Raw genomic sequence first — 24,567 nt, forward strand, 5'->3', positions numbered from 1 at the left:
GTTTATTCAGGTTCACCGGGTTCGACGGAGGAAGCGGGCTCCGGCTCGGTGACGCGTTCGGGTTCGTGTTCCAGATCAAAGGCGTCGTGCAGCGCACGCACCGCAAGCTCTGTGTATTTTCTTTCAATGACGCAGGAGACGCGGATCTCCGACGTGCTGATCATGATGACGTTGATGCCCTCGTCGGACAATGCCTGGAAGATGCGCGCCGCCACGCCGAAATGGCTGCGCATGCCCGCACCGACGACGGAAATTTTCGAAATAAGCGAATCCGATTCCACACTATTGGCGCGAATGGCATCGGCCACCTGCTGGACAATGGGCTCGGCTTCCTTCAGGTGCGTGGTGGGCAGGGTGAACGAAATGTCCGTGTGCCCTTCGGCGCTGACGTTCTGGATGATCATGTCCACGGAAAGCGACTCCGCCGCCAGCGCGCTGAACAGTTTCGCCGCGACGCCCGGCTGATCCGGCACACCCTTGACCGTGATCTTCGATTGATCCTTGTCATACATGACACCCGAGACGACGGGATCTTCCATATCCGGACTCTCCTTGCAGATATACGTGCCTTCATCCTCCTCGTCGAAGGTGGACCTCACGACCAGGGGAATGTTGAAATTCTTGGCGAACTCGACACAACGCAGTTGCAGTACCTTCGCGCCGAGGCTGGCCATCTCCAGCATTTCATCAAAGGATACCACATGCAGTTTGCGCGCGTTGGGCACGACCCGCGGGTCGGCCGTATACACCCCTTTGACGTCGGTATAAATCTCGCACCGGTCGGCTTTCACCGCCACCGCCAGCGCCACCGCCGAGGTATCCGATCCGCCCCGGCCGAGGGTGGTGACGTCGCCCAGTTCGTTGATGCCCTGGAACCCGGCGCACACCACAACGTGATTGCGAGCCAGCACCTCATGCGCGCGGTCCGCCGAAATCTGCTTGATCCGCGCCCGGGTGTGCGAATTGTCGGTCAGCAGGCCCATCTGCCGTCCCGTGAGCGCCACCGCCGGGCAGCCGATGTTGTGCAGCGCGATCGACAGCAAGGCGCTCGACACCCGCTCGCCGGACGACAGCAGGAGATCGATCTCCCGCCGCTCCGGGCGTTCCGATAATTCATGCGCCATGCCGAGCAGCTTGTCCGTTTCTCCGGCCATGGCCGAGACCACGACGAGGATGTTCTGCCCCGCTTCCCACGCGGTTTTCACGCGGCGCGCCACCGTGCGTATCCGGTCCAGCGACCCCACCGAGGTGCCGCCGTATTTCTGAACGATCAATGGACGGCTCACAGGGCTCCTTTCAACAGGGCCTCGATCAGCGACGGCCCGTCCTTGAAATGCTCGGAACCGTTCTGCACGAGGTCTTCGTCAAATCGTTGAATGGAGTCCCCGCCTTTGCCGGAGGGGTACACGGCAAAGGGAACCGGCGCTTCATCGTAACGCATGCGGTCCACACTGCTCATGTGGTTTTCCGTGACCAGCAGGGTGACGTCCCTGTGCGTCTCCAGGTAATCGAGGATCGGTTCCAGCACCTGCTGGTCCATGTCCTCCATGGCGGCGATCTTGTCGTCGATGTTGCCCTGCAGGGACACGATCTCCGCGCCGGTCATGTGAAGGTACACCACGTCGTGCGATTCAAGCGCAGTGATGGCCGCTTCGACTTTTCCTTTATAGTTGGTATCGGCGAAACCCGTTGCACCCTCAACCTCCACCACCGTCATTCCCACCTGCCGCGCCACGCCCTGCAGGAGGAGCGAGGCGGTGACCATCGCCCCCTTCTTTTCAAAGCGGCTGAAAAAGGCGGGCATGGTTTCCTTGCCGCGGCCGTTGGTGTTGCCCCAAAACCACACACTGTTGACAGCATCCGTGCCATCCGCCATGCGCTTTCTGTTGAACGGGTGGTTGTGCAGGATGATCTGCGCCTGGTTCATGATGTTGACCAGATCGCGGTACGGCGCGTCCTGCGGGATGTGCTGGCGGATGCCCTCGCCGATCAACCCGTTCGGCGGCATGAGACGGTTCGGCAGCGGATCGCTCTCCATCACCATCAGGTTGTGGTACCCGCGGCCGGCATGGAACGTCACCGCCGTGTCCGCCATCACCTGCTGCTGCAACGCCTCGATCAGCGTGCGCGCGTCGGCGTCGGCCAGCTGCCCGGCGGTGAAATCCTTCACGATCATGTCGTTGTGGCTGGTCTGCAGGATGATGAAGTCACAGCACAACGGCACTTCGCTGGCCTTCACCTCCACGCCCAGAGCCTGCGCCACGTACTGGCCCGCCCCGGCGCCGTGTTTCTGCGGATCGTAACCGAGGAGCGACAGCGCCGTCACCTCGCCTCCGGCGGGCAGGCCCTCCGGCACCGTGCGCACCGAGCCCGTGCGGCCTTCGGCGGCGATGCGGTCGAGATTCGGGATGTCCGCCAGGGTCAGCGGCGTTTTATTATCACGTTCGGCAATGGGGTGATCGCTCAGCCCATTGGCGAGAACTATTAAATATTTCATTAACTTACGCGTTATTCGGGGTTTTCGATAGAAAATTATAGCTTGGAATTAGGATGAAATCCACGCCCAAAGGCTTTGAAATCATACAAATTTTCCCCAGATTGCACTTGGAAACAATTGGGAAGTGCGTTGAGGGCGAACGATATTCGGTGGCCTGGGCAGGGCCCCGGTGCCAGAGGGGTGGATGCCCGGTGGCCTCCCGGCGGGGCCGGGCTAGAGGTACGCGCGGTAGTCGACGAAAGGGAAGGCGTTGTCGCGGAGTTCCAGGTCTTGCAGCCAGGCTTCGTCGATGTGATGGCGGTTGATGTCTTCGTACAGCCTGTTGAAGCGGACGAGGTGGTCCTTGGTGCGTTTCACGGCGTACTCGACCATCGTCCCGGCGAACATGATGAACGCCCAGTCGCTCGACTGCGCCAGCAACAACTCCCGCGCCGCCTGATTGAGCGCACGTTCCATGGTGCCGCGGGCGTTCGGGTGTTTCTCCGCCAGCTCCACCATGCGCTCGGCGGCCTTGTGCAGGTGGCGGTAGATCCAGTCGTTCTCGCCGCTCATCCAGTGTTCGTGGTACCCCTTATAGCCCCAGCTGGACATGCACGGTCGCACCACCTGGTTTTTGGGAAACCGGCCGAGGTGCCGGCCCGGCGTGGTGAGTTCGATTATCTCGCTGTCGTGCGCGACCTTGCGGATGAGGTAGTTCAAAAAGTCCGGCCCCTCGAACCACCAGTGACCGAACAGCTCAGCATCGTACGGCGCAACGACGATCGGCGGCTGGCCCATGAGCCCGTTCAGGTGCTCCACCTGCCGCTCGCGGTTGAACATGAAATTGCCCGCGTGGTCCGCCGCCTTGTCCATGGCGCGGAACGGATGGTACGGCTCTTTGTGATCGGTCTTGCCGGTGATGCGGTAGTACTTGATGCCCGTCATCTTGCGGTCGCCGGTCGAGGCGATGTACGGCTTGATGTATTCGTAATCGAGATCGAACCCCACGTCGCGGTAGAAGTCACGGTAATCGAAATCGCCGGGATACCCCTCCTTCGAGCTCCACACCTGTTTCGACGACTCCACATCGCGGGCGAAGGCGGCGACGCCGTTCGGGCAGAACACCGGCGCATAGACGCCGTACTTCGGTTTCGGGTCGGCGTACAGGATGCCGTGCGTGTCCACGAAGAAATAACCGATGCCTTCGGATTTCAGAATCTCCTCGACGCCCGGCACGTAGGCGCATTCCGGCAACCAGATGCCCGGCGGCTTGCGTCCCAGATAGACTTCGTGCGTGCGCACGGCGGTGCGGACCTGCGCCCGGATGGCGTTCATGTTGCCGTTCATGAGCGGAAAATAACCGTGCGTCGCGCCGCAGGTGATGAGTTCCAGGTGGCCCCGGTCCTGGAATTCGACGAACGCGTTGACCAGGTTTTCCAGGTACTGTTCGCAGAACAGGTCGCGCGTCTCTTCCAGCCGTTCCTTGTACATGAGCGCGACGGTGTAGAAATCCGGTTCGTGGCGGGTGCGGTCGACTTCCTTGTTGGCGAGTTCCAGGGTTCGGTCGAGGTAACGCACGTAGCGCGTTTGCAGGAGCGGGTCGCTCAGCATGGAGATCAGGGTCGGGGTGAGCGACATGGTGAGGTGGAACGGCACCTTGTCGTGCACCAGTCCGCGGAACATGCGGATGAGCGGGATGTAGGTTTCCGTGATGGCCTGGTACAGCCAGTCCTCCTCCAGGAACTCGTCGTATTCCGGGTGGCGGACGAACGGCAGGTGGGCGTGTAAAACGAGCGCGAGGTATCCTTTGGCCATGAGCGGTCCTTTGGCGAAAAATTATTTTTTGGAAGAAGACGGCGGACGGTACTCGCTGGCTCCCCCCGGCTGCACGGGCCGGCCCGACTGCCCCTCATCAAACAGGGAGCCTTTGCCCGTGGGTTTCATGCCTTCCTCGTGGGGGAAGTCCATGCCCGCGTAATGGTGGTGCAACTCCTCGTCGCTCAGCATCCACTGCTCGTCCATATTGGCGGACGGACGGTCCATGGGCAGGGTCACACTGTTGGAACGCACCACGGCAACGTATTGCCCGGCACCGTCACGAACCCCGATCTCGGCGGTGAACGTCGCGCCCGGCGGAGCGAGGTGGATGTACCAGCTGCGTGCGCGGGTGTCGATTTCCGTATCGAAATGATCCGTCCCGACCTGCCCGCCCTGCGAGTGGATGCGGATAACCCAGCGGACCTCGTGCGCCTGGCGGCCCAGCCGGGAAAGCGCTTCTTCCACGTACTGCGGCTGCAGCTCCCAGTAACAGTAAACCCAGTAGGGGTCGCGGACCATCATCACCAGCCGGTGATCGCCGTATCCCGCAGGGAGGTCCATGCGCGCTTCCCGCCCGGATTCGTCCTGCATGGTGGCGGCACCGAGAACGAATTTCGCCATCAACTCCTCGTCCACTTCGCGCGGCGGGCGGATGCGGCCGGGAGAAGCCGGGCGCTTTCTGGCCTGGACGGGGGCCCGGGTTTTGCGTGCCGGGGTTTTGCCCGCGGTTTTTCTGGTTTTTCCCTTCACCGCCCTGGCGGTGGGTTTGGTTTTGGCTTTGGCCTGCGGCTTCGCCTTGCCGGTTTGGGTCGCGGCTTTTTTTGTATTGGCGGCGGATTTGACAGCGGTTTTCTTTTTGGTTTTGACCTGGGCCTTTGCCTTGGGTTTCCCTGTTGCGGCCTTCCTGGCGGCGGACCGGACCCTGCCCGACTTGGGGCTGGCCGCCTTCTTTCCGGCTTTCGTGACACCGGTGGAACGCGAGCCGCCTGCTTTCTTCGTGGACGGTTTTACGGCGGCCGCCTTTTTTGTCGCGGTATTTCTGGAACCGGTCTTCCTTGCGGTGGTTTTTCCGGCTGGCCCCTTGCCTCCTGCAGCCTTCTGTTTTTCCTGTTTGCGCAGCTCCCGCCCGATTTTGGACACCATCTCATTTTTCAACAGGCTGGAGGAGACAGGTATCTTCTTACGCCGGGCCAGGTTCTGCAGTTGCTGGCGGGTCATTTTAGACAGGTCCGATGGCTTCATGGCCGCTCAATGCCTCCCCAATAGAGCCAAAATATATAGCAGATCCTAAATTTGGAATAAGATTTGCATTTTATTCGACAAGGCGCGGGTGCCGCCCCGGTTTCGAGTTAACGAAACCTTGACGGAACCTTTTGATTTTTATTGTTTTTGGCCTGATTGCAATAACCGAAAAGCGTCAAGAAATTGTTTTTAATTTCCTCTGTATAATATTACAATAAATGGGATCTTGTCAGAATAATCACGGATTCCATACAGATTATCCAAAAACCGGACCTTCTGCCATGTATAAATTAACCGATAATTTTGATCAGAAAAACCCATTGCCGCTGACCACAGACGGTGAACTGCGCATCGTTTTCGTGGGAGTGGGTTCGGCATTCGCAAAAAGAAATCGACAATCCAATATTCTGATCATCCAGGGCGACCACCACCTGCTGATGGACTGCGGCACACAGGGCCCGCTGGCGCTCAATGACGTGGGACTGGACGTGAAAAAGGTGCGCACCTACCTGCCCACCCACAGCCACGCCGACCACATCGGCGGCTTCGAAGAGATCATGCTGACCAACCGCTACTTCGGCAAGCCCACCCCGCCCGAACTGATCATCCTGCGGGATTACCAGGAAATTCTGTGGACCAAGAGCCTCTCCGGCGGTGCGGAGTACTGCGAGGCCAACCAGGGACGCCCCCTGCAACTGAACGACTTTTTCGAAATTCTGCGCCCCAAGGCGACGCAGGTCCTCGGCCGCAAATGCTGGGTGTACCAGCACGGTCCCATCGAAGTGGTGCTGGTGCGCACGCGGCACTTCCCGGACTCGGCAGACAGCGTGGACGAGTCGCAGTGGTGTTGCGGCCTCTACATCAACCGCCGTGTCTGGATTTCCGGCGACACCATGTTCGACCGGGAGTACCCGGAGCGGTTCGCTCAGGAAGCGGAATTGATGTTCCACGACTGCCAGTTGTTCACGGGTGGCGTGCACGCCTCCTATGAAGAACTGATGACCTTGAGTCCGGAAATTCGCGCCAAGTGTTATCTCTACCACTTCGGCGACAACTGGGACCAACCGGAAGGCTGGGTGAAGGAGTCGGACAAGTTCACCGGCGTTCCGGAGGAAGACGGCTTTCTCGGCTGGGCCCAACCCCGGGTCGCCTATGATTTCTTTTAACCTTCCCGAACGTTTTTTCATATCTTCAAGGCGTGCATTCCCCTTGTGGCAAAGGGGGGCATGGTTTCTGCTGATCTGCTTGCTGGCCCTCACCGGCACGTCCTGCGGCAAGGACGAAAAACAGGTTGCGCTCGATGACCTGAAAACCGGCATGGCCGTCGTCGAGTACCTGACCCGCCACGACATCCTGATGATCTCCAATTTCCCCTACCGGTACCCGCGCCAGCGCGCAAAAGATTTTGTAAAATGGGTGTTTTCTCCGGGCGCACAACGGGTCTGGCCCGTCACCGAGGCCATGATCGAGGCCAATCCCGATCTCGAAGGCTGGCGGAACCTGCCGGGACATCCCCTGCTTCCCAAAACCGTTCAACTGGTGCCCAACGAACCCGATCCGCAGTACGAACGGCAGGTGGTGTTGAAAGCCGGCGAGGGGCCGGACAGCATCGTCGCCGAAGCCTATTTGAGTCCCGACACCCCGCCCGTGTTCCAAAGGGAATTTTCCCTGCCCGAACTGCAGATCTGATCCCCCTCCCCTCCGGGTCCGCGATTCACGCAATACCCAGTTTCCTGGCTCTTTTTGTTTATTTTTACTTTGCTTTTCCCGGCGAATCGTTGATACTAGTAAGATCAAACAATCCAACCATTTAACAAAAAAACCAACCAGTGAGGAGACCCATGAGCCACTACATTTTATTGAACGGTTGGATGGGCGCCGACCAGGATGAAGCCACCGATAAGATGGCCCGCATATTTCGCCTGAGCAACGAAGAGGCCGGTCCCATTGTGGATCTTTTGGCAAACGGCAACCCGTGGCAGTTCGAATATCAGGTTTCCGATCAACAAACGGAAGTCGCCAGGAATTTTTTGACCGATCTGGGATTTGAAGTCGAAACCATTCCCGCCATCGTCAAGGGAGGGGCTCCGGAACCCATGCCGCAGGAAATGGCGGCGCCGGCGAAAAAGGCCAAAGGCGGAATGCTGGGTGGACTCATGGCAAAACTTTCAGGCCTTTTCTCGCGCAAAAAGAAAAAAGCCGAGCCGGAAATGGAAGCCGCGGCCATGGACGATTCCATGGATATGGATGCTGAAATGAGACAGGACATGGAAGCCGGCATGGATGAGGATTTCGGTTTCGAAGAACAACCCAAACGGGATGACTGAGTTGCATTCTTCTTAAAAGGGTGAGGGCAATCATGAATCATTACATCAGCCTCAATGCCTGGAGCGGAAACGACGTCAACCGGGCCGCCTTTCGTCTGGCCACGATGTTCGCCCTGACGCAGAAAGAAGCGGGACAGGTTGTCAAGCAGGTCAAAAAAGGCATTCCCTGGAGGTTTGCCAATCCGCTCGACAGCCAGAACGCCCAGAACGTGAACCGCTATCTGTCCAACCAGGGGTTTTCCGTTGAACTGATCCCGATCGACGGCCAGGAATCGAATTCCATGGTCGAAACGGCAAACACCGTTTATGGTGACGACTCCCCGGCAGACGACACCGGCATGGATGCGACCGGCGCCGACACCGATCTGGACGATGGGTTCGACGATGCGCCTCCCGCCGACACCGCAGTGGACGAGGCCATGGTGGCGGAAGGTCCGCAGAAAACGTACAAAGTCGAGTTCCACGGCGTCGGCGGAGAGTTGTTCCGCATCATGTTCGTCAACAGCATCCTCACCATCCTCACACTCGGCATATATTCCTTCTGGGCAAAAACCAAAGTCCGCAAGTACACGCTGGACCACACTTCCTTCAATAAGGATTATTTTACCTATCACGGCACCGGGGCGGAGCTGTTCCGCGGCGCGGCATTCTTTTCCCTCATCCTGATTCTTGTCGGTGTCGGGAGTGCGGGGCTGCAGATGTACCTCGGTCCCGGTTCGCAGGAAATTGTCGAGCCCGTCGTGGGTCTGGTGGTCCTGCTTTTGATTCCGGCGCTCATGGTCGGGGCGTACCGTTACCGCCTGACCCGCACCTCACTCCGAAACATCCGTTTCTCGTTTCACGGCAAACGCGGACAGGCCATGCTGAATTACTTCGTCGGGTACATGCTGACCCTGTTCACGGTGGGACTGTATTACCCGTTCTTTCTGGCCAAGATCAAAAAGTTCTGGATTGAAAATTCCAACTTCGGCAACCAGGCGTTTCACTACACCGGTCAGGGCAAGGACCTCTTCGGCAAGTTCCTGTTGTTTGTCCTGTTGTTTCCGCTGACGGCGGGACTCAACATTCCGTGGTGGCAGGCGTTTTTATCCCGTTACAACTGGAGCCACACGCACTTCGGGAGCGGTTCGTTCAAATTCACCGCAAGCGGCTGGGAGATGTTCAAGCTTCAGTTCGGCAATCTGCTGATCCTGGTCTTCACGCTGGGAATCGGCTTTGCCTGGGTGGTCTGCCGACGCCAGCAGTTCCTGGCCAAACACCTCTCCTTCGAAGGGGCCATCGACATGAACCGGGTGATTCAGGACATGCAGAAAAGCGGCGCGTTCAGCGAAGGCGGTCTCGACGCACTGGACATCCCGCTCGATTTCGGTTGATTCCCGCACCTCGATAAACAGGAGCGCAGCATGGCGGCCAACCCGGCGGTTTTCCGCGCCTGGTACTATGACGGCCGGACGGCCAACAAACACCCCGTGCTCCTCCGCGCCACCGCACAGTCATTGACACTGCGGTTAAAGAGCGGGGAGGAAATCGAGTGGCCCTACCCGCAGATCCGCCTTTCTCCTTCCGGCAAGGGCAAAAGTGGCGTCCACCTGGAACGCACCACCGGAGACCCGGCCCAATCCGTAACTGAACAATTGCTGGTAGAAGACCCCACCTTCCTCGATCGCGTGGAAGCCATCGCTCCGGACGCGCTGGGCAGTTTCTGGTCACGGCCAAAGCACGCCTCCAGCCGGCGCATCCTGTTGTGGCTGGCGGTGGTGGCCATTCCCTTTTTGCTGTATGGCGTGTGGACGCTGTTCATTCCCGCCATGGCGGACCGGGTGACCGAGAACGTGCCGGTGGAATGGGAGGTGAAGCTGGGCGACACGGTCCACGAATCCCTTTTTCGCGGGGCTTCGCAGACCGCCGTGGGCACGCAGAAACAGATGCTGGACGCCATCACGCAGCGCCTGCTGGCCACGGTTCCGGACCAGCCTTACAATTTCCGCGTATCGATTCATCCCTCCAACCAGATCAACGCGCTGGCCCTGCCCGGCGGCATCGTGGTCGTGTTTCAGGGATTGGTCAACCAGACGGAATCGCCGGAAGAACTGGCCGGCGTTCTTGCTCACGAGTTCCAACACGTGTTGCACCGCCACTCGACTCGCGGTATCATCCGCCAACTGGCTTCCGGCATGTTTCTTTCCATGATGGTGGGCGACGCCAACGGCGTCATGAACGCCGTCCTGCAAACCGCGGGGGAACTCGACAGCCTGCGATTCAGCCGCAGCATGGAAACGGAAGCGGACCGTGAAGGAATAAAAATGATGGTCGCCGCGCGCATCGACCCCCAAGGCATGGTGCGTGTGTTCGAGAAACTGGAAAAGGAAGAAAAGAAACTGCTCGCCGTGGTTCAGAGCGAGGAAGGCGAGGTCCCCGAATGGATGCAGTACCTCTCCACCCATCCCGCCGCGGGCAACCGGGTGAAGATGCTGGAAAAAATGTCCGGCAACGCTGACGTCTCGCCGGAACCGATCCGGCTCGAAGCGGACTGGAATACCCTGCACAAAAAACCAACAACCACCCCTCAACGGGAAACAAGAAACTCAAAACCATGATCATAGTCACAGGAGGAGCGGGATTCATCGGCAGTGCGATCGTGCACAGCCTCAACCAGCGCGGCCACGACGACATCTGGATAGTCGATGTGGACGATCATCCGGAAAAAAAGATAAACCTGGAAGGCCTGACCCACACCCGCTTTCTCGACCGCGATGAGTTCATCAATGCGGTGCGGGGGGGAAGCGTGCCGAAGGTGGAGGCCATCTTTCACATGGGTGCGTGTTCCTCCACCACGGAAACCGACGAAGAATTTCTGCGCATCAACAACCTCGAATACACGCAGACGCTCGCCCGCTTCGCCCTCGACCAGGGGGCGCGATACATCTATGCCTCCAGCGCGGCCTCCTACGGCAACGGGGAACAGGGTTACAACGACGACGAAAGCCGTCTGGACGAACTGGAGCCGCTGAACCCGTACGGCCACAGCAAGCACCGCTTCGACTTGTGGGCGCGTGATGAAGGATTGCTGAAACACATCGTGGGATTGAAATACTTCAACGTGTTCGGTCCCAATGAATACCACAAGGAAGACATGAGGAGCATGGTGCTGAAAGGCCACGAACAGGTGCGCGACACCGGACGCATCCGCCTGTTCAAATCCTACCGCCCCGAATACGCCGACGGCGGACAGGAGCGGGACTTCGTCTACATTAAAGACGCCGTGGCCATGACGCTTTTTTTCTTCGATCACCCGGAGGTGAACGGCATCTTCAATATCGGCTCCGGGAGCGCGCGCAACTGGAACGATCTCGCACGCGCCATCTTCAACGCCATGGGGGAAAAACCGTTTATCGAATACATCGAAATGCCCGCCTCCATCCGGGACCAGTACCAGTACCACACCTGCGCCGACATACGGAAAATCCGGGAGGCCGGGTTCAACAGGAGTTTGTCTTCATTGGAGGAAGGCGTTCGCGACTACATTTGCGAATATCTCATCCCCGGCAGGCGGCTCAGCAACAACCCCTGAGACGCCCCGGGACCCCCGCCCCTTTCCCTTTGGTTTTTCAATTTCCACCTCCTTTTGGGGTTTTTTTCCCGGAGCATTTCGGTCTATGATTGGGTTTCAGCACCCAAATTCAATCATTCAACAATTCACCAGATATCAAGCAAAGGCAATTCAATGAGACATCTTTCAGAAGAAGAACTGCTCCAGTTGTGGGAGCAATACCGAGAAGGCCAGGCCGCCTCCGAGGTGGAAAAGAAAGGTGAAATTCTGAATGCCATGTGGAAGAACCGCCTGAGCATTCCCACGCTGGCCAACCTGCACATGCCCAAAGTGGACCTGTGCGGCATGGACCTCACTTACGCCGACCTTTGCGGCACCAACCTGCAAAACGCCATTCTCATCGGCACGATTTTCGTTTCCGCGGACATGATTGGTGTGGATTGCCGGGAGGCCAACCTGGGCGGCTCCAACTTTTTCGACGCCGAGATCAACGAAGGCAACTTTTCCAGGGCCAACCTCGCGAAAGTGGATTTCACTGAAGCGCGCGCCGTGGGAACGGTATTTGCCGGGGCGGACATGGGACACGGCTCCATCCTCATGGATGCAGATCTTACCAATGCCGATTTGACCGGCACCAGCCTGCAGGGAGCCAAGTTCCGCGGCACCAACCTGTCCGGCGCCATCCTCAAAGGTGCGGACCTGCGGGGCGCGGAAGAACTGACCGCGGAACAGCTGCATGCCGCCATCATCGACCGCGAAACCAAACTCCCCATGTACATGAAGGTCAACTGGATCTCCGACAGCAAATACGAGTGCCGCGTAGAATACCTGGAGTGACCCCTCCTGCCCCGCGTTCCAGAAAACGATGGTGCCCCCGCCCGGATCACCCTATAATTTAGGGGATTTTACCAATCAGGGGCAACTGGATGAAGGCTTTCCGCAGTCACCGGATTCAGCACAGCCTGGGCCGCAACCTGCTCACCGCGCTGTTATATTTCCTTTGCGGGTTCGGCATGGTGCACCTGGCCAATGTGTACGGCTATTCCATTCCCCTGTTCGCCCCCGCCGGGTTTGCACTGGGAGCCTACCTGCGCTGGGGAGCGGGGATCCTGCCCGGCATCTGGCTCGGGTCGCTGACCTTCACCGTGTTCCTGTGGAGTTCCATGGCCTCGGTGCGGGAATTCACCCTCCTCGAGTTCTTTCCAGTCGCCACCTTCATCGCGCTGGGAGCCGTCATCCAGACCGCCACCGGGGCCCTGCTTCTCAAGTACGGCGTCGGTTCGATCAATCCCCTGACCCGCATCAGGGACGTCCTGATTTTCATCTTCGGCGTCGGCGCGCTGAACTCAACCATCCATTCGACTCTCGCTCAAACCAGCCTCCTGCTGGGTGGATTTCTGGAACGGGATCAATTCGCCTCGGCGTGGGTCACCTGGTGGCTTGGCGACACAATGGGGGTGTTGACCGTGGCGCCGCTGTTCATGGTTTACCTTTCCGGCACCTTGAGACTGAGGCGCAGCCAGGCGCTGGAAGCGACCGCGCTCGCCTTTTTCTTTTATTTCACGACGCAGATGGCGTTCGGCGACTGGCTGATCTACTGGCATTATCCGCTGGTGTATCTCCTGTTCCCCGTCCTCGTGTGGTCGGCGTTCCGCTTCCGGCAGGCAGGCGCGGTGATCGCCATCCTGTTCGTTTCGCTGGCTGCCATCTGGGGCACGGCGCAGGGACGCGGTCCCATGGCACTGCAGACCATCGAAAGTTCGCTGCGCCTTCTTCAGTTTTACCTGCTGGTGCTCACCATCATGACCCTCATCCTCACCGCGGCCATCAGTGAAACCGAAGCGGCGGAACAGCGCACCTCCTCGCTCGGCCGAATCCTGGAAAATTCATCCAACGAAATTTTCGTGTTTGACGCGCAAACCCTGAAGTTTCTCCAGGTGAACCTGGGCGCGCGGCAGAACCTGGGCTATTCCATGCGGGAACTTGAGGAATTGACGCCCCTCCAACTGAAACCGCATTTCACCCTGGAAAAATTCATCAAGATGCTGGAACCCCTGCAGGGAGAACTTCAGCAGATCGTGTTCGAAACCCACCACCGCAGAAAAGACGGATCGACCTACCCCGTCGAGATGCGTATTCAATATTCGGAGATGGCCTCGCGCCCGGTCTACTTTGCCATTGTGCAGGACATCACCGAAAAGAAAAAAGCGGAAGAAGAGTTATTCAAGTACCGGCACAAACTGGAGGAGCTGGTGGAACAGCGCACCGCCGACCTGGAAAGTGCGCACCGCCAGTTGATGCACGCGGAAAAACTCTCGGCCACCGGCAAACTCGCCGCCTCCATGGCTCATGAGTTCAACAACCCCATTTACGGCATTCGCAGTGTTCTGGAAAAAATATTCCGCCGTGGCAACCTCCAGGAAAAGGACCGTGATTTCGTCTCGCTCGCCATCAAGGAATGCGACCGCATCTCCAACCTCATTAAAAAACTTCTCAATTTTCACAGTCCGTCGTCGGACAAAAAAGAGGTGTTCAACTTTCATGAAGCGGTGGAGGACATGGTGTTTCTGACCAAAAAGAAACTGAAGGAAAAAAACATCGACCTCATCCGCAACTATTCACCTGAAGTCAAAAACATTGAGGCCGTACCGGACCAGATACGGCAGGTCATTTTGAATATCCTGCAAAACGCCGAAGAAGCCATCACGGAGCCGCAGGGCAATATCTCCATACGAACCGGCCTCGAAAAGAACAACATCCATCTCGAAATCACGGACACCGGGCAGGGCATTCCTCCGGATGGCATGAAAAATATTTTTGATCCTTTTTTCACGACCAAACCCTCGGTCAAGGGCACCGGGCTCGGACTTTCCGTAAGCTACGGAATCGTGAAGATGCACGGTGGCGACATTCAGGTAGAAAGCAAACCGGGGGAAGGCACCCGGTTCATTGTCATCCTTCCGGTCAAGGCCCGGAATCTCCATACCGACGTTCTGCAGGACCCGGCGCTTCAGTCATTCAATCAGAATCCGCCGGGCTCCGGCCCGCCGCGCACCTGATCTCAGGAAATTGGCCATTTGTGGAAACTGCTTTATAATGGTTTTTTTGTGGCTGATGATTGAAACGCCATGTGCGAGGCACATGGACCCCGCAATTTACGAATTCGAAAATGTCCATTTTAAACATACGCAATTGTCTCGACCCGGTGCTTCGTAAAAAGTGCGCGCCGGTGCAGAATATCGACGGAAACCTGGTTACGCTTTCCAATGACATGATCGAAACCATGTTCGATTCGGTGGGCGTCGGCCTCGCCGCCAACCAGGTGGGCATTCCGCAACGCCTGATCGTGGTCGATTTCGGTTTCGATGCCCAAAAAAAGGAAGACCACAACCCCATCATCATCGTCAACCCGGTCATCACTGCCGCGGAAGAAGAGCAGGACGGGCAGGAAGGATGCCTCAGTATCCCGGAAATCGTCGCCGACGTGCCCCGCTTCAAGCGGGTCGAAGTGAAGGGAGTCGATCTGGATGGCAACGACGTGCGTTACGAAGTGGAAGATTATCTCGCGCGCGCCTTCCAGCACGAACTCGATCACCTGGAAGGCAAGCTGTTCTGGGACATGCTGGGCCGCACCAAACGCGACATGCTGAAACGCAAGTTCAAGAAACTGCTCAAAGAGCAAGGAGACGAATGAACCTCGTCTTCCTGGGCACCCCCGATTTCGCCGTCCCCACGTTGAAGGCCCTGCATGCATCACGCCATACCGTGCAGGCGGTGGTCACGCAGCCCGACCGGCCGAAAGGTCGCGGCCGTGCCGCCCAGCCGCCGCCCGTCAAGGAATTCGCGCTGGCCCACGGACTCGACGTCCTGCAGCCGGTGAAAGCCAGCGCCCCGGATTTCGTCGAACAGTTAAACCTTTTGAAGCCGGACCTCATCGTCATCATCGCCTACGGTCAACTGTTAAAACCGAACTTCCTGGAAATCCCGAAACACTTCTGCATGAACATCCACGCGTCCATTCTGCCGAAGTACCGCGGCGCCGCGCCCATCAACTGGGCCATCATCAACGGCGAAACCGAAACCGGGGTGACCACGATGAAAATCGACCCCGGCCTCGACAGCGGCGACATGCTGTTGATCCGCAAGGTGCCTATCGGTCCAAACGACACGGCGCAGGACGTGCACGACGCGCTGGCCGACGCCGGCGCGGAGCTGGCTTTGGAGAGCATCGACCAGCTTGAGGCGGGAACGCTTCCCATCACACCGCAGAATCATGACGAAGCCACCTTCGCCCGCAAACTGAAAAAAGAAGACGGCTTCATCTGCTGGAACCAGCCGGCTCGACGCCTTCACGACCTGGTGCGCGGACTCAACCCGTGGCCCGGTGCATTCACGTTCCTGAACGGGCACCGGCTCAAACTGTACAAAACAGAAACCGCACCGAGGCAGCAAACAGACGAAGCCGGAATGGTGATGCGCGTCACCAAACACGGCATCGAAGTCGGCACCGCCGACGACCGGCTGATCCTCACCGAACTGCAACCCGAGGGCAAAAAGAAAATGAACGCGCAGGATTTCCTCGCCGGACATGATGTGCAGATCGGCGACCGGTTCGAATCCGCGCCGCAACCCATTCAATCCGACTAAAGGAGCCCCATGCCAACCACCCTGGTGACCGGCGGCGCCGGATTTGTAGGATCGCACTTCTGCGACCTCCTTCTGGAAAAGGGACACGACGTGGTGTGCCTCGACAACTTCATCACCGGGTCCCGCGACAACATCGCTCACATCTCCGATCCCCGGTTCCGGTTCATCGAGCAGGACATCACCGAACCGTTTTCGTACGACGGGCCGCTCGACTACGTGGCACACATGGCGTCGCCGGCCAGCCCCCCGGACTACTACGCGCACCCCATCGTGACACTCAAGTGCGGCTCCTACGGCACACACCACACGCTGGACCTGGCGCGGGAGAAAAACGCCGTTTACCTCACCACCTCCACCTCCGAGGTGTACGGCGATCCGCACGAGCATCCGCAGCCGGAAACCTACTGGGGTAACGTGAACCCCATCGGACCGCGCAGTGTGTACGACGAAGCCAAGCGGTACGCCGAAGCGCTGATCACCGCTTACCACCGCACGCACGGCATGGAGGTGCGTATCGTTCGCATCTTCAACACCTACGGGCCGCGCATGCGCCTGAACGACGGCCGGGCCATCCCCAACTTCATGCACCAGGCGCTGAACGGGCTGGACCTCACCGTATACGGGGACGGCACCCAGACCCGCAGTTTCTGCTTCGTTTCCGACCTGGTGGACGGCATTTTCCGCCTGATGACGTCCTCCATCAACGAACCCGTCAACATCGGCAACCCCAAAGAAATGAGCCTTCTGGAGATGGCCCAGAAAATTTTGCAAGTCACCGGGAGCCAGAGTAAAATCGTCCACAAACCATTGCCGGAGGACGACCCCAAACTGCGGCGGCCCAACATCGACAAGGCCCGCCGGCTCCTGAACTGGGAACCCGGGGTCGATCTGGAAACGGGACTCCGGGCCACCCTGGATTATTTCAAGCAGCAGATGGAACCCCCGAAGTCATGATGGCGCCCCTATGGCAGACAACTCCACGTCCTCGTCCTCAATCAAGCATTGGCCCGAGGATGAACGTCCCCGCGAACGGCTCGTCCGTTACGGCGGGGACAAACTGTCCGATGCGCAGCTGCTCGGCATCCTGATCGGGTCGGGGGACCATCGATCGCAGAAAAACGCGGTGGACATCAGCCGCGACCTCCTGCATGAATTCGGGAATTTCCAAAGCATCGACCGCGCCTCGGTGAACGAACTGTGCTCCGTTCCCGGCATCGGTGTGGCCAAGGCCGCACAGATCAAGGCCGCATTGGAAATCGGCAAGCGGCTGGCCGCACACAGCGTCGGCCAGCGGCAGAAAATGAATTCCTGCCAGTCGTTTGTGGATCTGTACGCACCTTTCCTGAAAAATCTCAGAAAGGAAATCGTCAAAGTCGTTCTTCTCAACCAGAAGCTGAACATCATCCGCGATCTCACCATCTCCGAGGGAAGCGTGGACGCCAGCATCGTGCATCCGCGGGAGGTGATGATCCCGGCCATCAAGGAATCTGCCGCGCGGATCGTTCTCATCCACAATCATCCCAGCGGCGACCCGACCCCCAGCCAGGCGGACATCGAGATCACCCACCGCGTTTCGAAAGCGGGCGAGATCATCGGCATCCCGTTGATCGACCACATCATCATCGGCGGCTCGGAGTATTACAGTTTTTCTGAAGAAGGTTTATTGTAAGCGAGAATTCAAAGGAACCCCATGGACCGGATCAAGGAATTTCTGAACGAAAGCGCGGATCTGAAACGCGAAGTCGCCAACACGCTGGCGCCGCAGATCCTCGAAGCGATCAATCACGTACGCACCAGTTTCGAGAGCGGCGGCAAGTTGTTGCTCATGGGCAACGGCGGCAGTGCGGCGGACGCCCAGCACCTCGCGGCCGAGTTCATCGGCCGTTACAAGCGCGAGCGCAGTCCCATCCCCGCCATCGCGCTCACCGTCGATTCGTCCATCCTCACCTGCGTCGGCAACGACTACAGCTTCGACGACGTGTTCGTGCGGCAGGTGAAAGGCCTCGCCCGCAAGGAAGACGCAGTGATCGCCATCAGCACCAGTGGCAACTCCGGCAACGTGATCAAGGCGGTGGAAGCCGCAAAAGAAATCGGCGCCGTCACCATCGGGTTTCTCGGAAAGGGCGGCGGCAAACTGAAAGACATGGTGGACCTGCCCATCGTCGTGCCGTCTGACGAAACCGCGCGCATCCAGGAAGTGCACATCACCATCGGTCACATCCTCTGCGAAATCCTCGACCAGGAGTTCTAGGATGAAAACCAAATTCCAGCATCTGTTTGACGAAAAGAAGCGGGTCAAGATCCTCGTGGTGGGCGACCTCATTCTGGATGAATACATCTGGGGATCGGTCAGCCGCATCTCGCCGGAGGCGCCGGTGCCCATCCTGGAGAGCAAATCCGAAAACCTGGCGCTGGGCGGTGCGGCGAACGTGGCCAACAACCTCGTGGCGCTGGGGTGCGACGTGTACCTCGTCGGCGGTGTCGGCAAGGACGAAAAAGGCGACAAGCTGCTGGAGCTCATCGGCAACCGCAACATCCACACCGACGGCATCTTCCGTTTCGTGCACCGGCCGACGACTTCCAAAATCCGCGTCATCGCGCACAACCAGCAGGTCCTGCGCATCGACAAGGAGGACAACCGGCCCATCCTGCCCGAGACGGAAAAAAAGATCATCAATTACATCAACGAAACCGTGCCGAAGATGGATGGCGTGATCTGCTCCGATTACAACAAGGGCATCCTCACCGAAAAAGTGACGCACACCATCATGCACCGCGCCAAAAACGCGAAGAAGCACGTGGTGGTCGATCCCAAGGGGACCGATTTCAGCAAATACAAGGGATGCACGGTGATCACGCCGAACCAGCTGGAAGTGGAGCGCGTCGCACCGATCAAGATCGCAACGCAGGAAGACCTCGACCGCGCCGCCGAATACCTGATCTCGCTCGCAAAGGCGGAATCGATCCTCGTCACCCGCGGCAAGGAGGGAATGATCCTCTATCGCAAGAAAAAGAAGCCGGTGGACATTCCCACCGTCGCGCGAGAGGTGTTCGACGTCACCGGTGCGGGCGACACGGTCATCAGCGTGTTCGGCATGTCGCTGTTCAGCGGCTTCACGTTTGAGGAAGCGGCGCGTCTGTCCAACATGGCGGCGGGCATCGTCGTCGGCAAGATCGGCACCGCCGTCGTCACGTTGAACGAGCTCAACCAGTTCCTGCAGGAAGACATGCTGCGGACGTCGCCGACCATCCTCGAAGTCGAGGAAGCGAAAAAGATCGTCAGCCTCGCCAAGAACATCGGCAAGAAGGTGGTGTTCACCAACGGCTGTTACGACCTCATCCACGGCGGGCACATCGAGTTTCTGCAGAAGTCGCGGCGCATGGGCGACATCCTCATCCTCGGCCTCAACAGCGACGAATCGGTGAGCGCCATCAAGGGTCCGAACCGCCCCATCAAAACCCAGCAGGAGCGCGCAAATATTCTCTCCGCCCTGCAGGACGTGGACTACATCGTCATCTTCAACGAACAGACGCCGGAGAACCTGATCCGCGAACTGCGCCCGGACATTCTCGTCAAAGGCGACGACTACAAGATCGACCAGGTGGTGGGACGCGAGATCGTGGAAAGCTACGGCGGCAAGGTGGCCCTCGTGCCCATCGTCAAGGGCCTGTCCACCACCAACACCCTCGACCAGATCCTGCAGCACCACAAAAGCTGACGCGCCATACGCACGCACGAAAAAAGGGCCCGGCTCGTTCGCCGGACCCTTTTTGTTTTTCACGCAGACAATGCGGCGTGCCGTCAGATCATCCTGATCAGTTCCTTCACCGTCTTTTCGATGCCTTCGGCCACCTCCGAAATGCTCTTGCCCAGCATGTACGCGGGGCTGGTGACGATTTTTGCCGCCTGGTCGATGACGATGTCTTCCACAGCGCAGTCCTGGTGCTTGCTTCCCATCGCCACGATCTTGCCGCTCGTGCCCTTGTCGTTGCCGATGGTGAGTGTCGGGTGCATGTCGGTGTTTTTGTAGATGCCCGCCATCACTGCCGGGGCAATGCACACTGCGCCCTGCGGTTTCTGCTTGTCCTTGAACTCGCGCACCAGCCGCTGGACTTCCGGATGCACCTTGCAGTTCTCGCCGTTCACCGCAAAATCGCACAGGTTCTTGGCCGCGCCGAAACCGCCGGGGAATATGATCGCGTCCAGGTCATCCGCCTTCACCGTGGCGATGTCCTTGATCTCGCCGCGTGCGATGCGCGCCGATTCCACCAGCACGTTGCGGCTTTCGCCTTTCGCCTCTTCCCCGGTGAGATGGTTGATGACGTGCATCTGGTCCACGTTCGGAGCCATGCACACCGCTTCCGCCCCGTTGCGGTCGATGGCCAGCAGGGTGATCACGGCTTCATGGATTTCCGATCCGTCGTAAACTCCGCACCCGGCCAGCACCACACCAATTCGCTTTTTCATGATGGACACCTCCCCCTGGAGCCCCAGGTTGAATGATTGAAGATGGGTCGATGGTTCGTATTCTGATTTTTGCGAAAATTCTAGCACAAATGCCAAACGCCTTCCAAAATCCGTGTGCGCCCTTCCTCACCGCCAGAATCCCCACCCTGCTGTAAAAGAAAACAGGGCTTTTTGGTTTTATTTGGGTCTGGAAGCCGGATGTACTAGAATGAGTTCAAATTCTTAAATCAACTCGGAACCCACAGGTTACAGAAACGGCGCGTCGGGTCTCATGCATTGCATCGCATGCGACGAACGCGGACCTTCTCGATTTTCATCAACGGATCCATGACAGACACCCACACCGTAGAAACCAACATCAAGTATTCCATCGAAAAGAACGGCTACCCGGGGAAAACGGTGAAACTGCCGTTCAAGCCGGTCTACCAGAGCTGCAAGGACCACGGCACCGCGCTGAAGACCGTTCTGGCCAATTTGCAGGACGAACAGATCACCGGGCACATCGAAGGCGACTACATCGTGTTCCCGTCTCCCCACCGCAAAGAGGGGGTGGCGGAGCCGGAGGTCGAGCCGGCCGGAAATTCGTACACTCCGCCGGGGGGCGGTGCGGAGTCGTGGCTCGACATGCTGAAGCGCATGCCCGGACTCAACAACCTGTCCAACCTCGAAGGCGAAATGCAGAAGGCCATGTCCCAGCTCACGCCGGAACAACTGCGCGAGGTCCAGGAACGCGTGAAAAACATGACGCCGGAAGAAAAACAGGCCATCATGAAATCGCTCGGCGACCTGTTCAAACCCAAACCCGGGCCGCGCTGAAGCGTGTCCGTTCCTCTTTTATTATTAATGCCGAACTCAATCCCACATTCATGCTGATCTTCGCCAAAGACATTTACGAAAGAAACCCGCGCGTTCAACGCGAGGCGGACCATCCGGAACTGGCAAAGTACATGGAATACCAGCGCCAACTGTTTCCCTACACCATCGTGCGCGCCGGGCTGGACCTCGCTTACAAGGAACTCGACGACATTCTGAACTACGTCGAGAACGACCACCAGAAACCCGAAGGCTCGCAACGCGACTCGTATCCCGCGGACGTCCCCGCGTGGTACCGCGACCGCTTTCCATGGTCCGCGTCGTTTTTGAGCATGGAAGACATGCACAGCCTGATGGTGACGCTGATCCAGTCGCTCGACTCCTTCCGCACCTTCGAGCGCGGCACGACGTACCAGTGGGTCATCCTCTACGATGCCACGCACAACATCGTGCGCGTGTACAACGACCTGTTGAAAACCAATCCCAACGGGGCACGCGACATCCGCCTGAGCCGCGAGGTGGAGGTGGACTTCGACGACTTCATCAACACCTACTGGCCGCACCTCGAGTTCATGATCCTGTCGAAACCCGATTACCCGCACCGGCGGCTGATGGAGCGCAACCACGAAATCGAGGAAGCCATCAAGGCGCAGCTGGCCGATGGTGCCTCGCCGTTGAAAGCGTTGGAGGACGCGGCGAAGCAGTACTCTTTCGCTCCGGGCACCCTGCCCCTTTTGCGACGCGATCCCGTTACCCCGGACGTCGCCATACTGGAAGAGGTGCCGATCGAGTCCAATCCCTACAACCCGATTCAGGAACCGACACCCCCCGATGCGCCCATTCCAAACGTGCCGTGGGTCGAGGCCGAGTACGAGCTCAATTTTCTCAGCAACCGGGGCATGGCCACAAAAGAGTGACCTCCGGTTCCAGGTTTTCATACAAACTCTGCGCCCCTCTCCTTTACCCAAAAAGGACAATCCTGTTCGTAAACCTGCTCCGACAAAAGCCGTGCTCCCGCCTTGTTTTCCCTTTCGGTTTTTATCAGACGTTACAGGCTAATTTTCTGAACTTGCCAGAAACGGCAAAATATTCATTTTTTGTGTTAACATTTCGGAGTTCTTGAACCCCCGTACCGCCATGCTGAAACCGACCCCTCTCCAAACCCGCATACGTATCCAGGGCACCGACGGCATCCGCCGCGAGGTGATGCTGTCCTCGCACCCTTCCATGAAGGGACTCACACCGCAGGAAGCGTTTCTTAAAAAAGGCGTCATCACCGACCTGTTCATGGAACAGTACGCCTACGCCCACGTGCGGACGGTGTTGCAAGAGCGGCGGTCCTCCATGCGCCCGGTGTTTGCAGTGGCGTGGGACCCGCGCGATATCGAGGGCAAATTCAACGAGGCCGTGGTACGCGGCATCCGCAAGGCCGGAGGCGACGCGCACGTATTGGGCATCGCCCCGACGCCCCTGGTGCCGCTTTACATCCAATATGCGAATGCCGACGGCGGCTTCATGGTGACCGCTTCGCACAACCCCAAGGACCAGAACGGCATCAAGATATTTCTCGCGCACCGCGGCATGAAGCTGTTGCCCGAAAACGACATCGCTCTCACCGATGCCCTTCTGGACACGCCCTCGCTCGTCAACAAACCGTTGAAGGGAAAACGCGTCGACCGGCAGAAGGTGGCGACCAACCTGTTTCTCAATTTTTCCCTCGATCCGGAAAACAGCTGGGTGGACAATGCCGGCCTCCTGAAAAACATCACACTGGTGGTGGACCCCGCCTGCGGTGCGTTGACGGGGGTGGCCGCCGCGGTGTTGAGTCGCGCCGGGTTCGGCAAGGTCATCGAGGTCAACACGCACATGGATGGCCACGTCAACGTGAACAGCGGCGTCGCCGACCTGGAAGGCCACCGTACGATCCCCCCCGGGGCCATCGCGGCCCGAAGCGGTGCGTTCCGAAAACACAAGGCGGTGGTCAAGCTGTTCCAGCTCGGCCGCAAACATCGGGCCGAGATCATCAGCGGACAACGCCGAATCGCAGCCGCTGTGTTCGACGCCGACGGCGACCGCTTCTACCGGCTCGACTACGATCCGTTTACCGACGACCTCACCGTGTCGAGCGGCGACGAGACGGCGTACCTGCAGGCGGCTTACCTGTCAGCCAGGGACCCGGACCGTTACCGGAACGCGGCATACATCCACACCGTCGAAAGCGACCTCAACACCGGTGTGGCAGCGCAAAAACTGGGACTCAAACGCGAACTTTCTGCCGTCGGTGACAAGTGGATTCTGTACCGAATCGCAGGGATGATCGCCGCGGCGCGACTGAAACGGTTGAAGGGTCCGGCGAAGTTGGATTTGGCAAACCGTTTGAAGTCGATTCTGCAAGGCGTCTGCTTTGACGTGGGGCAGTTCGACGCTTTGGAAAAAGAAATCGACCGGGTGAGTGTGGGCCTGCCCGAGACCGCCCTGTCCGTTCCGTTTGCGGTGGGGAGCGAAGAGACGGGCCACAACATCACCCTTGGCTGGCTGGACACGCCACTTGGCCGGCGGGTCCCTGTCTTCTGCGGCAACGGGCTCAAAAGTGCGCTCAACACCTTCGCCGCTACGGAATCACTCCTGCAAAACAAACCCGCGAAGCGGTATTACTCCGTGCTCGCCAAACCGTTTCCTGCCGGGTTCAAGGCCACCCTCTACGCCTATTATGTGAAGCAGGCGGAGTTTCACCACAATTCGCCTGCTTGGAAACAGGTGCTGGCGGTGATCCGCAAACAGGCCAAGCCGCTGGGCTTCACCTGCAAGACGGTTCGTTTCAGTGAAGACCCGGACATGCTTTACGTGGCGATGGCCTCTGCCGACAGACGGGAGGCGGCGGTGTTTGTGCGCAATTCGGGCACGGAAAACAAGATCGGCGTCAACCTGCGCGGCGCGAAGTCAAGCGCCAGAGCACTGAACACCCTGGGCGAGGCGGTCCTGCGCCTGCTCATGGGGTTGCTCAAGGACAGCGCGCATCCGTTGTACGCGGTGGAACAGGACCTCCTTCAACGCATGCTGACAAAACCGCTGGCCGCGCCCAAAGCAAACGAAGACAGCCTCCAGCGCGTTCTTCGCGAGATGGGCAAGCAGGGCCTCACCCGCCTCACCCCCAAAGGATTCGTTTTAACGCCACGGGGGAAATGGTATATTGAGGGCTGACTGTTTCAGCACACCCACCCGTAAG

22 protein-coding genes are annotated in these 24,567 nt (G+C 58.7%); 17 read left to right on the forward strand and 5 right to left on the reverse strand.

All coding sequences use genetic code 11. From position 1 onward, the window contains the following. Positions 1-2: 2 nt before the first annotated feature. From ACTRW9_RS09850 to ACTRW9_RS09865, 4 genes are all read right to left on the reverse strand, one after another. A complete protein-coding gene (locus tag ACTRW9_RS09850; RefSeq protein WP_442429193.1) occupies positions 3-1,286 on the reverse strand; it encodes an aspartate kinase in 1,284 nt (427 codons plus the stop codon). Beyond that, on the reverse strand, positions 1,283-2,497 hold the full coding sequence (gene apgM / locus ACTRW9_RS09855; RefSeq protein WP_442429194.1) for a 2,3-bisphosphoglycerate-independent phosphoglycerate mutase: 1,215 nt from the start codon (positions 2,495-2,497) through the stop codon (positions 1,283-1,285). The genes ACTRW9_RS09850 and apgM overlap by 4 nt, the downstream gene beginning before the upstream one ends. Before the next feature lie 213 nt (positions 2,498-2,710). Further along, positions 2,711-4,291, reverse strand: a complete 1,581-nt coding sequence (locus ACTRW9_RS09860; RefSeq protein ID WP_442426065.1) for a glycoside hydrolase family 57 protein — start codon at positions 4,289-4,291, stop codon at positions 2,711-2,713. Positions 4,292-4,312: 21 nt separating this feature from the next. Then, positions 4,313-5,536 carry a DUF4912 domain-containing protein gene (locus ACTRW9_RS09865; RefSeq protein WP_442429195.1) on the reverse strand — a complete coding sequence of 408 codons (1,224 nt, stop codon included), beginning with the start codon at positions 5,534-5,536 and terminating at the stop codon, positions 4,313-4,315. A gap of 320 nt (positions 5,537-5,856) precedes the next feature. On the opposite strand from ACTRW9_RS09865, the gene ACTRW9_RS09870 reads away from it, so the two are divergent. The 14 genes from ACTRW9_RS09870 to rfaE1 all read left to right on the forward strand — a co-directional run bounded on the left by ACTRW9_RS09870 (position 5,857) and on the right by rfaE1 (position 19,779). Continuing rightward, on the forward strand, positions 5,857-6,702 hold the full coding sequence (locus tag ACTRW9_RS09870) for an MBL fold metallo-hydrolase (RefSeq protein WP_442426067.1): 846 nt from the start codon (positions 5,857-5,859) through the stop codon (positions 6,700-6,702). A gap of 79 nt (positions 6,703-6,781) precedes the next feature. Continuing rightward, positions 6,782-7,225 carry a hypothetical protein gene (locus ACTRW9_RS09875; RefSeq protein ID WP_442429196.1) on the forward strand — a complete coding sequence of 148 codons (444 nt, stop codon included), beginning with the start codon at positions 6,782-6,784 and terminating at the stop codon, positions 7,223-7,225. Positions 7,226-7,377: 152 nt separating this feature from the next. Then, positions 7,378-7,863 (forward strand): hypothetical protein, encoded by a 486-nt coding sequence (locus tag ACTRW9_RS09880; protein WP_442426069.1) that lies wholly within the window; start codon positions 7,378-7,380, stop codon positions 7,861-7,863. A gap of 32 nt (positions 7,864-7,895) precedes the next feature. Continuing rightward, positions 7,896-9,236, forward strand: a complete 1,341-nt coding sequence (locus ACTRW9_RS09885; RefSeq protein WP_442429197.1) for a YjgN family protein — start codon at positions 7,896-7,898, stop codon at positions 9,234-9,236. Between the two features lie 30 nt (positions 9,237-9,266). Next, positions 9,267-10,460 (forward strand): M48 family metallopeptidase, encoded by a 1,194-nt coding sequence (locus tag ACTRW9_RS09890; protein WP_442429198.1) that lies wholly within the window; start codon positions 9,267-9,269, stop codon positions 10,458-10,460. Beyond that, positions 10,457-11,434, forward strand: coding sequence for an ADP-glyceromanno-heptose 6-epimerase (rfaD, locus tag ACTRW9_RS09895; protein WP_442429199.1), 978 nt, complete (start codon positions 10,457-10,459; stop codon positions 11,432-11,434). Before ACTRW9_RS09890 ends, rfaD begins: the two co-directional genes overlap by 4 nt. Positions 11,435-11,587: 153 nt before the next feature. Then, complete coding sequence (locus tag ACTRW9_RS09900) at positions 11,588-12,250, forward strand: pentapeptide repeat-containing protein (RefSeq protein ID WP_442429200.1); 663 nt, start codon at positions 11,588-11,590, stop codon at positions 12,248-12,250. An 89-nt stretch (positions 12,251-12,339) separates the two neighbouring features. Then, a complete protein-coding gene (locus ACTRW9_RS09905) occupies positions 12,340-14,472 on the forward strand; it encodes an MASE1 domain-containing protein (RefSeq protein ID WP_442429201.1) in 2,133 nt (710 codons plus the stop codon). A 110-nt stretch (positions 14,473-14,582) separates the two neighbouring features. Then, positions 14,583-15,107, forward strand: a complete 525-nt coding sequence (def, locus tag ACTRW9_RS09910; RefSeq protein ID WP_442429202.1) for a peptide deformylase — start codon at positions 14,583-14,585, stop codon at positions 15,105-15,107. After that, entirely contained in the window at positions 15,104-16,060 is a 957-nt protein-coding gene (fmt, locus tag ACTRW9_RS09915; protein WP_442426076.1) for a methionyl-tRNA formyltransferase, read from the forward strand. The genes def and fmt overlap by 4 nt, the downstream gene beginning before the upstream one ends. 9 nt (positions 16,061-16,069) lie before the next feature. Continuing rightward, a complete protein-coding gene (locus ACTRW9_RS09920) occupies positions 16,070-17,014 on the forward strand; it encodes a UDP-glucuronic acid decarboxylase family protein (protein WP_442429203.1) in 945 nt (314 codons plus the stop codon). A gap of 10 nt (positions 17,015-17,024) precedes the next feature. Continuing rightward, the gene (gene radC / locus ACTRW9_RS09925; protein ID WP_442429204.1) at positions 17,025-17,729 is read left to right on the forward strand and encodes a RadC family protein; all 705 of its coding nucleotides are present in this window, start codon (positions 17,025-17,027) and stop codon (positions 17,727-17,729) included. 21 nt (positions 17,730-17,750) lie between these two features. Next, complete coding sequence (locus ACTRW9_RS09930) at positions 17,751-18,311, forward strand: D-sedoheptulose-7-phosphate isomerase (RefSeq protein ID WP_442429205.1); 561 nt, start codon at positions 17,751-17,753, stop codon at positions 18,309-18,311. 1 nt (position 18,312) lies between these two features. After that, complete coding sequence (gene rfaE1, locus ACTRW9_RS09935) at positions 18,313-19,779, forward strand: D-glycero-beta-D-manno-heptose-7-phosphate kinase (protein WP_442426080.1); 1,467 nt, start codon at positions 18,313-18,315, stop codon at positions 19,777-19,779. An 83-nt stretch (positions 19,780-19,862) separates the two neighbouring features. Here rfaE1 and elbB read toward each other — a convergent pair whose 3' ends face one another. After that, positions 19,863-20,528, reverse strand: a complete 666-nt coding sequence (gene elbB / locus ACTRW9_RS09940; RefSeq protein ID WP_442429206.1) for an isoprenoid biosynthesis glyoxalase ElbB — start codon at positions 20,526-20,528, stop codon at positions 19,863-19,865. Positions 20,529-20,813: 285 nt separating this feature from the next. Between elbB and ACTRW9_RS09945 the strand changes: the two genes are divergently transcribed. The 3 genes from ACTRW9_RS09945 to ACTRW9_RS09955 all read left to right on the forward strand — a co-directional run bounded on the left by ACTRW9_RS09945 (position 20,814) and on the right by ACTRW9_RS09955 (position 24,542). Continuing rightward, positions 20,814-21,344, forward strand: coding sequence for a hypothetical protein (locus ACTRW9_RS09945; RefSeq protein WP_442426082.1), 531 nt, complete (start codon positions 20,814-20,816; stop codon positions 21,342-21,344). A gap of 50 nt (positions 21,345-21,394) precedes the next feature. Continuing rightward, positions 21,395-22,258, forward strand: a complete 864-nt coding sequence (locus ACTRW9_RS09950; RefSeq protein ID WP_442429207.1) for a hypothetical protein — start codon at positions 21,395-21,397, stop codon at positions 22,256-22,258. 202 nt (positions 22,259-22,460) lie between these two features. Continuing rightward, positions 22,461-24,542: a hypothetical protein gene (locus ACTRW9_RS09955; protein ID WP_442429208.1), complete on the forward strand. Its 2,082-nt coding sequence runs from the start codon at positions 22,461-22,463 to the stop codon at positions 24,540-24,542. Positions 24,543-24,567: the final 25 nt, after the last annotated feature.

The sequence above is a fragment of the Nitrospina sp. 32_T5 genome, from assembly GCF_052156635.1.
In the GTDB taxonomy this organism is placed as follows: domain Bacteria; phylum Nitrospinota; class Nitrospinia; order Nitrospinales; family Nitrospinaceae; genus Nitrospina.